The organism is Pseudomonas sp. FW305-25 (assembly GCF_017351415.1).
In the GTDB taxonomy this organism is placed as follows: Bacteria; Pseudomonadota; Gammaproteobacteria; order Pseudomonadales; family Pseudomonadaceae; genus Aquipseudomonas; species Aquipseudomonas chlororaphis.
Genome location: NZ_JACNDE010000022.1, coordinates 13,860 through 26,143 on the forward strand (window position 1 = coordinate 13,860; position 12,284 = coordinate 26,143).

A 12,284-nucleotide genomic window follows, 5' to 3' on the forward strand; every position below is an offset into this window, starting at 1 on the left:
GTTACCTTAGACAACACGAAAGGAATGGCGTAGCGGTAGCGATCGTACTGGCTGCCCGGTCGCCCATAGGATTGCGTTGGCCAGCGCTGGAGCCACGCCAGCAACGCCAGGCTCCCCAGCGCCACCGGGAGACTCGGCGCTTTCTACTACCATCGTTTCGATCTGCGGCATCTGACTCATGCGGACGACTGGATAGTCATCGTAGTTGCCCTGCTGTACCTCGCCTTTGTTCAGGGTAATTTCGCCGTACAGCGCTGATGAGAGACCAAAAGCAATGCTCGACTCCATCTGCGCCTTGACCAGGTCGGGATTAACCGCCACGCCGCAGTCAATGACGGAGTACACCTTATGCACGGTAAGCGTTTGATCAGTCGCGACGCTAGCCTCGACCACGGTCCCTACAAAACTACCGTATGACTCGTGCACCACAATGCCTCGGAATACGCCTGCTTTCGGTTGCGTCGACCAATTGGCCAACTTGGCCACTGCATCGAGTGTGGCAAGGTGACGCGGCTTTTCTTGCAGCAGTTCACGACGCATTTGGTAAGGATCCTTGCCTATCCCATGCGCAATCTCTTCAAGAAAGTGCTCAACGGAGAAGGCTGTATGCGAGTGCCCCACTGAGCGCATCCACAATACGGGAACCTGGAAGCGTGGCGTGTGCAAGTCGACTCGCAGATTCGGGATGGCGTAAGGAATATCTTCAGCGCCTTCAACCGAGAGCGAGTCAATGCCGTTTTTGACAATGAAGCGTTCCATCACTGTGCCCGTACCGATCGACTGCACGGCGATACGGTTGGTCCAAGAGGTAATAGTGCCCTGAGAGTCAAGAGTCGCACTGAGCCGATGGTAGGCACTGGGACGATAATAACCGCCCTGGATATCTTGATCGCGTGTCCAGATCATCTTGACCGGCCGACGAACTGCCTTGGCGATGTGCGCGGCCGCGATGATGACGTCGAAACCGAGCGAAGAGCGTCGACCAAATCCACCTCCGGTCAACAGGGTATTGAGTTTTACCTGCTCCGGTTTCAGCCCAAGTACCGAGGCCGCCGCATGTTGGTCACCTTCGGGCCATTGCGTGCTCATCCATACTTCAGCAGTGTTTCCTCCGCGATAATCGATGGTGGCATTGAGTGGCTCCATCGGCGCGTGAGTGAGGTAAGGAAACCAGTAGTCGGCGGTGAATGTTTTCGCGGCGCTCCGTTGTGCCAATTCTATATCGCCAGTGCTACGTGCCACCGTTCCTTCAAGTGACATCAGATGACGATACATAATGCGCTGTTCATCCGTCGAAACGCGCTCGCCATTCACATCGCTATACATCAGAACGAGGGCATCACGAGCTCGCTTTGCCGACCAGAAATCCTTGGCCACCACAGCGACCCCCTGCGGCGTTTCATAGACACCGACGACATTGGGCATAGCCTTGGCCACTGTGGCGTCGACGTGTGAGATTTTGCCACCGAAAAGCGGCGCGCGCGCGAGCACCGCGATGAGCATGCCAGGTACATAGACATCCATGCCAAACTTGCCCGAACCGTCGACCTTGGTCATGGCGTCGATACGGCGGAGTGGTTGGCCGATGATCTTGAAGTTCTTCGGGTCCTTGAGCTTTGGATTTGCTGGCGGCTCAATACCCACGGCATCGACTGCTAGCTCACCGTAAGTGGCACTACGATCGCTCGCGTCGTGGATCACGCGGCCGGTGTCGGTACGCAGTGATGACACATCGACGTGCCAGCGCTTTGCGGCGGCAGCTAGCATCACTTCGCGGACAGCGGCACCGGCTTTACGCTGAGGCTCGTATTGGGCGATTGTCGTCAGGCTGCCACCTGTAAGTTGCTGATGCATTAGAGGGTTCTGATAGGCGGGTGCCGTGGGTGCCTGCTCCCAACGCACACGTTGCCAATCAGCGTCCATTTCCTCGGCAACCAGCATTGGGATTATGGTTGTGACGCCTTGCCCCATTTCGGTATGACCCACAATTACCGTGATCCAGTTGTCAGCAGTGATACGTACAAAAGCATTAGGCTGCACGGTTTTATGGGGCATCTGTACAGGGGTACCTGCCATCACTTCGGGTAAATGAAAACCCACCATGATCCCGCCACCGGCAATTGCGCTTAATTGAAGAAAATGTCGCCGACTAAGGCCTGTGACTGAGGCAGAGTGCTTCGTTTCAAAGGTATCCAGAATGCGCTTCATGCCAGGCTCTCCGCAATCTGGTGAATGGCTGCCCGAATACGCGGGTACATCCCACATCGACAGATGTTGCCTGACATGGCCTGATCAATATCAGTGTCGGTGGGCTTCGGTATTTGTGTAAGTAATGCCACCGCGGCCATTACTTGACCCGATTGACAGTAACCGCATTGGGGAACATTGAGGTCCGTCCATGCCTTCTGCACACGCTTGCCAATATTAGAGCTCCCCATCGCTTCGATGGTGGTGATGGACCTGCCTGTCACAACTTCGGCAGGCGTCACGCAGGATCTAACGGGTATGCCATCGAGATGCACGGTGCAGGCACCGCACAGCGCCGCACCGCAACCAAACTTGGTTCCCGTGAGTTGCAAGTCTTCACGTAATGCCCATAAAAGAGGACGACCATTCGAGGCATCAACTTCTCGCCAATCTCCATTAACTTTAATCTTAGCCATGATATTCCCTCTTTATTGGACGGAAAAATATGGAGCAATCTCACCTACGGCTGTAGCGATGATGCCGGTGGCAAGAGTGGCGCGGATATAGTAGAAGTAGGCACCCTACGGCCTGGTTTCTCGAGCGGGTAACGTGGTGGTATTAAAGCCAAGCATGTGCCTGCAACTCGGAATCAACGGGTGATGACCAGGTAACTGTAAGACAATAGAAGTGCCTACAAAGCGCCAAAGCATGAGGTGACGATAGAGCAGGTTTTGCCTGGGATACCACTTCGGCATCCAAGGCTTTGATACTCAACAAATAGTCGTACCTGGATCGCTTTTACTCGATGCGCTGTTGCAGTGAATCACTAGTGTGCTTCCCTGTTGTGCCAAGTCGCGAGGAATCAATCCACCTGCTTTCTGTTCACCCGTCGATGAAAACAATTTCACTTTTGATCGAGTAGCCTGCTACATGGCCTGCCCCTGAAGGCAGGAGATATCGCTTACTTTAAAACGTTCGAATTTAAAAATAAGCTAGTCATTTATGGATAGACAATCCTTGATTTCTGAACAATGAAAGTATGCCTCCGAACATCCGGTCCCCCACACTTAAACCGGCTCCCATCTATGAGGGTAGCGACTTGGCAAGATCACTTGCCCGCTGGATCGACATGAAGGGTAATGGGTTAAACGATTTTAATAAGTTCGTAGCATTTGAGACTGTAATCCAGCGCTTTGCTAATAATCGAGCCGCCGTGTACGAACTGGCTCTGGGCGATCATCCAGGCGTGCAAGAGGTCCATCACTGGCACGGCCTTATTGTCACTACCAACTTGACCTTCCTATCTTGCAGGAAGTTGCGAGGGTGTTCTCCGCCGCGAGCTGCGTCTTTTCAGGGCATCGTGCTGCCTGCACGCCAGTCGGTGATGCCAAGATGTCGACAAGTATTTCTGTCAGATGACGGACCCCGGCTCTGTTGTCGGCGGATTCGATTTCGCTGGATCGATGCGATCCAGGCTTGAACCAGGAATTGCTGGATACGGCCCAAGCTCTTCAAGCTCCCGCAGGAGTCCGCTGTCGATGTAGCCAGGAATCTTTCGATACTCACCCAGCACTCGCGCGTAGAACTCAGGGTCTTGATGCCAACTGGATTTGTCGACGCAGAAATAATTGATCCACCGCGCACTTATCGAGGGTGCGGGCCAGTGGCGCCGCAGCGTCATCAGGTATCGCCGTGCCGAGCAAACCTTGCCGACGACAAGGACGCTGCGCCGCTCTTCGGGAGCAAGTTGCGATTGCGCCAGCGCACGCGCAAAGCGAACGTTCTCGCCGGTGTTCGTGGCTGTGGGCTCTATGAGGAGGGCGGTCTCCGGAATGCCGAGTTCCATCAGCCGGCTCGCGATGACGTGCGCCTCGATGGTGGAGAATTCTCCAGTTTGGCCGCCCGAGACGATAGCCCGCAGAAACATCTGAGCGTGCCACAGGGTAGCGATCTCCGCACAGAACTCTTCGACGCCGTGCCGCGTGCCAAAGATCAACGCCAGATCGGAACGGGTGGCCGGTATCTCCGGCATTACGTAGTCACCGATCGCCTGCAGCTCTTCGTTCGTCATCAGATCACCTTGTGCAAGGAGGGTCGAATTCGAGAATGCGGATTATACGAGGAAGGGCGTAGCTTGGTTGTCATCCCGAAAGCGTCCTCCATTGCCAAAATGGAGTCTGGATCGGCGAGTACAGCATGTCACCGCTGATTACTGTGCGCAGTGGTGGGCACGGTGGCCGATAGCCAAACAGAAAAATGCTCGATGACATGATGGCTGACATCAAGTTGTTGTCTTTTATGAAAAAGGCAGTTTGAACTGGGCGGAATTTTGGGATTGTCTATCCAGATTGGGCGAGTTTATCTGTCAGTCCCTCTTACCTAGACTTCAACGCTATCCAGCAGGCAGGGCGGATATTTCCCATGGTCGCCATTCTGTCACTGGAGCAATTGTATTTCTCGCCGGTAGTGAGGCCAGGGTCTTGGGTGGTCTGCTTGCACGCGACCTGAACCAGATGGTTTCGCTTGACTGCAACAGAGCTGTACGCCTATGGGGCTGTCGTCGCGGTTCCTGCGGTAGGGCACAGTCTTGCAGGGGGGCGATTCTACGCGAAGCGCCGCGGCTCCCTTTCGATTGCCCATGCAGGACAGCGCACCCGATGCATGGGCGGTTTGTGGCTTCTCAACATCGGTATTTTCGCCTGTGCCCGCGAGGCGCAACAGCGTTTTTTGCTTATTGCGCGAGGCTTGTCGGGGCAGGGCGTTTTGCCCAGCCTGACGTTGCGCGAACCAGGAGGTTGGACATGCATGTACTGATGGTCATGGCGGGAGGTCTGCTCCTTCTGTTGGTGTTTATTCTGTTCGGCTGGCTTTGGGGCGGGGACAGCCTGGGCATGGCTCTAGCGACCAAGGCCTTTGTCCCTTTCTGGCTTCTGATGGCAGGCATCAATATGTGGGTGGGTGTCACCTACGCGGGTTATAGCGTGCGCCAAGAGTTGCCTATCCTGTTACTGGTCTTCGCCATGCCTACCCTGGCCGCGGGCATTGCTCTCTGGCAGTTCGCCCGTGCCTGACATGCCTTGGATACGGGAGATTCATTTATGTCGGTAGAGGGCAGCGCGGGTGATCTGGTCAAGGTCGTGACCTTGCTGGGGGCGGCGGTGGTGGCAGTGCCCCTGTTCAAACGCCTGGGCTTGGGCTCCGTACTGGGCTATCTGGCGGCGGGGCTGGTGATCGGTCCCTTCGGGCTGGGCCTGTTCAACGACCCGCAGACCATCTTGCACACCGCCGAGTTAGGGGTGGTGATGTTTCTCTTTGTCATCGGGCTGGAAATGCGCCCCTCTCATCTGTGGAGCATGCGGCGCGACATCTTCGGCCTGGGCAGTCTGCAGACACTGACCTGCGGTGTGTTGCTGACCGGGGTAGGGTTGGCGTTCGGTTTTCCGCTGGCGGTGTCTTTCGTCAGCGCGATGGGCTTTGTGCTTACGTCCACCGCCATCGTCATGCAGTTGTTGGGCGAGCGTGGCGACATTGCCGCAGCACGCGGGCAGAAAATCGTGGCGATACTGCTTTTCGAAGACCTGTTGATCGTACCGCTGTTGGCGCTGGTGGCGTTTATCGCCCCTCTCGATCCTTCTGCGCCGGTTGCCGACTCGCGCTGGGCCAGTATCGGCATCGCGGCCGGTTCACTCGCGGCGCTGGTCGCCGTGGGGACCTGGCTGCTCAACCCGTTGTTTTACATCCTGGCCAACTCCAGGGCGCGCGAGGTAATGACCGCGGCCGCATTGCTGGTGGTGCTGGGCGCGGCACTGTTGATGCAACTGGGCGGTCTGTCCATGGCCATGGGGGCCTTCCTCGCCGGGGTGCTGTTGTCGGAGTCGACTTTCCGTCACCAGCTCGAGGCGGATATCGAACCCTTCCGTGGTTTGCTGCTGGGGCTGTTCTTCCTGGGCGTCGGGATGTCGCTGGACTTGACGGTGGTCGCACGCAATTGGCCGCTCATCGTCGCCGGCGTGCTGGCGATGATGGCCGTCAAGTCACTGTGTATCTACAGCCTGGCGCGGCTGACGAGGAGTTCCCACGCCGATGCCATGGACCGGGCCGTGCTGATGGCCCAGGGCGGTGAGTTCGCCTTTGTGCTCTTTGGCGCCGCCTTGGCCAGTGGGGTGATAGCCCCGCAGGTCAACGCCAACATGACTGCCGTGGTCGTGCTCTCCATGGCACTGACGCCGTTGGTGGTCATCGTCTACCGGCGTTGGGGACCCAAGCACGGAGCCTCCCTGGAAGGCACGCAGGCGCCGGAGAATCTGGCCGGCAGCGTGCTGATCATCGGCTTTGGCCGTTTTGGGCAGATCGTGAGTCAGCATGTGCTGGCGATGGGCGCCGATATCTCCATCATCGACAACCAGCCTCAGGTTATACGCGACGCCAAGGATTTCGGCTTCAAGGTGTACTACGGCGACGGCACCTACCCCGACATATTGCATGCCGCCGGGGCGCACCACGCCCGCGCCATCCTGGTATGCGTCGACGACCGCAAGGCCGCCACGCGAATCGTTGAGTATGCCAAGACCCGGTTCCCCCATGCCCGTGTGCTGGCACGCGCACTCGACCGGGAGCACGCTATCGAACTGATCAACGCCGATGTGGATTACCAGATCCGCGTCACCTTCGAGTCGGCCATGACCTTTGGGCAAGAGGCATCGAAGGTGCTGGGCGCGACACCCGATGGGGCCGAGGAGATTGCCGCCGATCTACGCCGCAAGGACGCCGAGCGCCTGGCGCTGGAAGTAGCGGGTGGTATTTATGCCGGCAAGTCCATGATCCTGGGCAATGCGGTCGCCAAGGACCGATGATCATGGCCTCTATCATCGACACGCAGGCAACTGCCGTCGTCCGGTTCTGGCGGGAGGCGGGCGCCAGTCAGTGGTTCGCCAAGGACCCAGCGTTCGACCGACGCTTTCGCGAGCGTTTTCTCGATCTGCATCGGTCGGTGGTTCGCGGTGAACGCGACGCTTGGCTGGATACCCCCGAGGGCGCGCTGGCGCTGCTGATCCTGCTCGACCAGTTTCCGCGCAACGCCTTTCGTGGCACCGCGGACATGTACGCAACGGACACCCTGGCCCGACATGTCGCCCGCCTGGCGCAGGCAGCGGGGCATATGGAGGCGGTCGATGCTGACCTGAGGCTGTTCTTCTGCCTGCCCTTTGCCCATTCCGAGGACCTCGTCGACCAGGATTTTTCGGTCCTGCTCAATACTCGATTGGGGCAACCCTGGCTCGCCCATGCCGAAGGGCATCGGGATGTCATCCGCCGATTTGCTCGTTTCCCCCATCGCAATCGGCTGCTCGGACGCGAGAGTACGCCTGAGGAAAAGCGTTTTCTGGAGGAGGGGGGCTTCGCCGGTTAGGCATTATTATGGACAAGCTTATCCAGTACCGTATTTTCATCCAGGTTTCCGAAATGGGCAGCTTCATCAAGGCGGCCCACATGCTCGAATTGCCGCGGGCTTCGGTATCTGCCGCTATTCAGGAGTTGGAGACAGATCTGGGCGTACGGCTATTGCATCGAACGACACGACGGGTGCAATTGACCGCCGATGGCACTCAGTTGCTGGAGCGGGTACGACGGCTACTGGCGGATGCTGACGACATCCAGCGGCTGTTTCAGCTGCATCAACACCAGGTCTCTGGACGCTTGAACATCAATGTTCCCAGCCGTATTGCCCGAAGGCTGATCGCACCGGCCCTGCCGACTCTCAAGCGCAGCTATCCAGAGCTGCAGCTCGCCTTGGGCTCCACAGATCGCGCTATCGATCTGGTGCAGGAAGGGGTCGACTGCGTCGTCCGCGTTGGTCATCTGCTCGACAGCAGTCTGTTCGCCCGGACGATCGGGCATATCGCGCTGATCAACTGTGCCTCTGTTGATTATCTTCGCCAGCATGGCACCCCGAAGGAGCCGGGAGACCTGGCACATGGGCATTTCTCGGTAGGGTATGCCTCGCCGAATAACGGTCGTGAGCTACCTTGGGAGTATGTAAGCGATGGCAAGACCCATGAGGTGGCAGTACCCAGCTGGGTGATCGTCAATAACGCCGAGAGCTATATCGCCTGCTGCATGGCGGGAATGGGGTTGATTCAGATCCCTCGGTTCGATGTGCAACACCTGCTCGATTCCAGGCAACTGGTGGAAGTCATGCCCGAGTTTCGGGCCGCGTCGATGCCTGTCTCGCTGCTGTACCCACATCGACGCCAACGCTCGCGTCGGCTCAATGCGTTCATCGAATGGTTTGAGGTGTTGATGCTGTCATCTCTTGAGTCTCCGGATTCGCTCTGATCCGCTCATGTTCGTTCAGCATCCGCCACTCGCGGCGCGGACTTTGCCTCGGCCTTGATCAGATTGGGCGGAATGAAGTTACTGGCCACCTCCACGTTATAACTATGGCCGGTCATCAGCTTGACCTCCCGTACTTCGCCAATGTCGGAGGCGCTATGCAAGGGCGCAATATTTGTATCGAAGTTGAAGTCCTGGAGGGTGGCCGGACCGATGTGGTCGTCTCATCTATATATGTGTCAGTCGCCGTGGCCGTTATCCAGACTGATAGACACTTGCTGATTCTGATGTTCAGAGACGAACAAACACGGAGAGGTTTGCCACTTCGAATAAAGCGATCTATCAACCAGCCTATCAAGTTGAGGTCATAGAACTTGACGCCTCGAAGTCAGAAACGGTTGCCAAGCTGTACAAGCAGTATCCGCAAGGGATTGGACGTGTTTCCTGGATTGTTTGTCTGGATTTTATGGGCTTTCCATTGAAGCCCGATTAATTACACTTAATCTTCAGACATAGAGGACTATCTGGCTGTAAACAGGATGACCGTGATCGACGACTTCGTCGAATTCACTCACATACCCCACGCCTCCAGTTTTATTCAACGCAGTTAATTAACAGGAGTATGCAGTCATGAGTTTGCAAGGAAAAGTTGCAATAGTCACGGGATCGTCCAAGGGGCTCGGGCGCGCCATTGCGCTACGCCTGGCCGAACGCGGTGCCAATGTCGTGATCAATTACTCGAGAGACAAAGCACCTGCTGATGAAGTAGTGGCTGCGGCGATAGCTGAAGGTGTCAAGGCGATCAGCGTACAAGCAGATGTGTCCAACGTTGTTGAAATTGAAGCGTTGTTTCAGGCCGGGCTCAGGACATTCGGAAAAATCGATATTGTCGTGGCCAACGCGGGCATAGAAAAGGTCAACATTCAGGTGGTCGACGTGACCGAGGAGGACTTTGATCTACTCTTTCGCGTTAACACCAAGGGTCCCTACTTCGTCATGCAGGCTGCAGCTCGCCACATCGCTGATGGCGGCCGAATCATCAATATTGCCTCCAGCTCGACATCGCGCCCGCAACCAGGACTTGGTCTTTACGGGACTAGCAAATCCGCGCCGAAATATCTCGTGCGGGTGTTAGCCCAGGAAATCGGTCATCGCAAAGTCACCGTCAATTCACTTGTCCCTGGCCCGATCGATGGCGCCGGCATCTTCACCGGAGTCGGTGACGACGATCCTTACAAAAAGAGTTTGCTCGAGACGATCCCGATTGGGAGGCTCGCAAAGGCACAAGATGTCGCTGATATCGCGGAATTTCTCGCCAGCGACCAATCATTCTTCATTACCGGTGAAGAAATTCTGATGAATGGCGGCTCAAGCAACTGAATCGGGCAAACGAAACCGCATCCGGTTTCTATTGCCCTCTAATTGGGAGGTGTGTAATGACTGAGACAATGCTAATGAAGGCGGTACAGGCCGTAGAGGTAGGTGGAACTTTCGTCGTGTCCCAGGTTCCCGTCCCCGTACCTGGTCCACGACAGGTTAGGGTCAAAGTACATGCGTGTGGCGTCTGTGCTGGGGAAAATATTGCTCGAATGGGCATGCTGGGTGTGACTTATCCCCGAGTACCTGGGCATGAAGTGGCCGGTGAGATCGACTCGGTAGGCGCCGAGGTGACGACCTGGAAACCTGGAGACCGTGTGGGAGTTGGCTGGCACGGGGGGAGTTGTTCTAACTGTGAGTATTGCCGTCAGGGCGACTTCACCAACTGCACCGACCGTATGATCGTGGGGGCGAGTTACGATGGAGGGTATGCCGAATATATGGTGGTACCGCAAGATGCTCTAGCGCGGATTCCCAATGTGCTGTCTTTTGCGGAGGCTGCTCCGCTGATGTGTGCGGGTATTACAACATTCAACGCGTTACGTCATTCTGGCGCTCGTCCGGGCGATACAGTTGCGATTCATGGCGTGGGAGGGTTAGGCCATCTTGCCGTTCAGTTTGCGAATAAAATGGGGTTCCGCACGGTAGCGGTGAGCCGTGGTCGCGCCAAGGAAGCCCTGGCCCGCAAGCTTGGAGCTGACGAATACATCGACAGTACTGAGGGGAGTGCAGGGGAGGCCCTGGCACGTTTAGGTGGAGCGACAGTAGTGCTCTCAACGGTAGGATCAGGCGCAGCACAGGTGGATCTGACCTTGGGTCTCAAGCCTAATGGTCGTCTTGTGTTTGTAGCGACCGACCATCAGCCTCTGGGTGTTTCCCCTGACTTACTGGTATTTGGTCGGCGTAGTATCGCTGGTTGGTATAGTGGCAATGCCAAAGACAGCGAGGAAACTATGGCATTTGCGGCGCTCAAGGGGGTGCGAGCAATGATTGAAACCTATCCGCTTGAAGACGCAGAGGAAGTCTTCCTGAATATGAGCAAAGCGAAATTTCGTTCGGTGCTTACGATTTAACGCATTGTGTAGAAGTGCGGGTCTGATCTGACAGTTGCCAGGTTCTTCAGTTCTGACTGTCAGATCGACCCTCAATCGACTCCAAGTTGATGGAGTACCAGAAGGTACAACTAACCTACACTTACCAACAGCAGTATTTCAGCCACGTGTTGAGCGATGTGATGGCGACACAAGTTGGAAAGTCCGAAGTAATCAGAAAATTAAGATGAATTCTGAATTGAGGTGCTTACTTCTCGTCCTGGCTGTTACCTGTGGTGTTTCTGGCTTTGACGCCGCGAAAGAGAAATGCTTTCAGGAATGCTGTTAATGTCACCGGGTGATTCTCCGGATGCCAGGCGAGCGCCAAGTCTATTACAGGCGGGGCATCAACCAGCGGTCGAGCCACTACATCTTGTGAAAACAGGCGCGCCGGCTTGATGATAGTTCATCCGATTGACTATGGGTAGAATCCAATAGCGTAGCTTGGAATCACTCCTTCTTGGCCCTTGATACACCCCAAAAACAAGTCCGGAGTTGAGTCTTTTCCTGCTTTGGCAAGAAAATAAACTCTTTAAATTTCAATGGGTAGGACGCCAGATGCGAGTCTCGCTTCCCGCTCCAGGATCAAGAAAAAAGCCACTCAGATGAGTGGCTTTTTTTGCCCTTCCCCAAGCCTGCTGAAATACGGCCTCGCCACCTACCCCGAGTGCGCGATGAGCCGGGTGATTTTTTCCGATTTCGAATACGCCGGCAAGCGCAAGCAAACACGCCGCGAACGGTTCCTCACCGGATGGCGCCTCTTCTTCTCCGATGAGGGCCAGCCACAGGTTCGATGACCGAACTCAGCCAGGTACTGCGAATACCGCCTCGACCTCGATATTGACCTCTGGCGAGAACAATCCGGCCACCCTTACCAGCGAGCTGGCCGGGTAGGCACCGCCATAGTTTTTCGACAGGACTTCACGCAATGCGCCGACTTCGTCCATCGAGGTCACGAAGATGGTCACCTTGATGAGGTCGCGCATGGCGATCCCCTCAGCCTGGGTGACGCGCTTGACCTGTTCGAATATGGCTTCGGCCTGCCTGGCGATGTCCTTGCCCTGGGCTGGCGTACCGAAGGCTGTCATGCCGGACAGGTACAGGGTGCCGTTGTGACGAACCGAAACGGAGTAGGGACCGGCCGGTTCGGGCAGGGAGGGATAGTTTTTTCTGGTGACCACTGAGGTTTCTCCATTCGCGGAAATGGGGCTATCTGCCGCCGATGCGGGCAGAGCATTGACCAGGCCTGCCAGTACACAGGCAACTGCAAGAGCTTTCATAACGCTACTTCTCCTTCGA

11 protein-coding genes are annotated in these 12,284 nt (G+C 56.3%); 7 read left to right on the top strand and 4 right to left on the bottom strand.

Annotated features, from left to right (window positions below; genetic code table 11):
- Window positions 1-6: 6 nt before the first annotated feature.
- The 3 genes from J4E58_RS19965 to J4E58_RS19975 all read right to left on the bottom strand — a co-directional run bounded on the left by J4E58_RS19965 (window position 7) and on the right by J4E58_RS19975 (window position 4,258).
- A complete protein-coding gene (locus J4E58_RS19965) occupies window positions 7-2,208 on the bottom strand; it encodes a xanthine dehydrogenase family protein molybdopterin-binding subunit (protein WP_087092262.1) in 2,202 nt (733 codons plus the stop codon).
- Complete coding sequence (locus J4E58_RS19970) at window positions 2,205-2,663, bottom strand: (2Fe-2S)-binding protein (RefSeq protein WP_087092261.1); 459 nt, start codon at window positions 2,661-2,663, stop codon at window positions 2,205-2,207. Before J4E58_RS19970 ends, J4E58_RS19965 begins: the two co-directional genes overlap by 4 nt.
- A gap of 935 nt (window positions 2,664-3,598) precedes the next feature.
- Window positions 3,599-4,258, bottom strand: a complete 660-nt coding sequence (locus tag J4E58_RS19975) for a YdcF family protein (RefSeq protein ID WP_087092260.1) — start codon at window positions 4,256-4,258, stop codon at window positions 3,599-3,601.
- Window positions 4,259-4,988: 730 nt separating this feature from the next.
- Here J4E58_RS19975 and J4E58_RS19980 point away from each other — a divergent pair.
- From J4E58_RS19980 to J4E58_RS20010, 7 genes are all read left to right on the top strand, one after another.
- Window positions 4,989-5,258: a hypothetical protein gene (locus J4E58_RS19980; RefSeq protein WP_053262084.1), complete on the top strand. Its 270-nt coding sequence runs from the start codon at window positions 4,989-4,991 to the stop codon at window positions 5,256-5,258.
- Between the two features lie 27 nt (window positions 5,259-5,285).
- Entirely contained in the window at window positions 5,286-7,040 is a 1,755-nt protein-coding gene (locus J4E58_RS19985; RefSeq protein ID WP_053261701.1) for a monovalent cation:proton antiporter-2 (CPA2) family protein, read from the top strand.
- Window positions 7,037-7,594 (top strand): DUF924 family protein, encoded by a 558-nt coding sequence (locus tag J4E58_RS19990; RefSeq protein ID WP_085534361.1) that lies wholly within the window; start codon window positions 7,037-7,039, stop codon window positions 7,592-7,594. Before J4E58_RS19985 ends, J4E58_RS19990 begins: the two co-directional genes overlap by 4 nt.
- Window positions 7,595-7,602: 8 nt before the next feature.
- Window positions 7,603-8,520, top strand: a complete 918-nt coding sequence (locus J4E58_RS19995) for a LysR family transcriptional regulator (protein WP_087092259.1) — start codon at window positions 7,603-7,605, stop codon at window positions 8,518-8,520.
- A gap of 627 nt (window positions 8,521-9,147) precedes the next feature.
- Complete coding sequence (locus J4E58_RS20000) at window positions 9,148-9,897, top strand: glucose 1-dehydrogenase (protein ID WP_087092257.1); 750 nt, start codon at window positions 9,148-9,150, stop codon at window positions 9,895-9,897.
- A 56-nt stretch (window positions 9,898-9,953) separates the two neighbouring features.
- The gene (locus J4E58_RS20005; RefSeq protein ID WP_081002312.1) at window positions 9,954-10,967 is read left to right on the top strand and encodes an alcohol dehydrogenase catalytic domain-containing protein; all 1,014 of its coding nucleotides are present in this window, start codon (window positions 9,954-9,956) and stop codon (window positions 10,965-10,967) included.
- Between the two features lie 623 nt (window positions 10,968-11,590).
- Window positions 11,591-11,782, top strand: a complete 192-nt coding sequence (locus J4E58_RS20010; RefSeq protein WP_087092256.1) for a hypothetical protein — start codon at window positions 11,591-11,593, stop codon at window positions 11,780-11,782.
- Window positions 11,783-11,788: 6 nt separating this feature from the next.
- Here the strand turns inward: J4E58_RS20010 and J4E58_RS20015 are convergent, their stop codons facing one another.
- Window positions 11,789-12,265: a RidA family protein gene (locus J4E58_RS20015; protein ID WP_207255325.1), complete on the bottom strand. Its 477-nt coding sequence runs from the start codon at window positions 12,263-12,265 to the stop codon at window positions 11,789-11,791.
- Window positions 12,266-12,284: the final 19 nt, after the last annotated feature.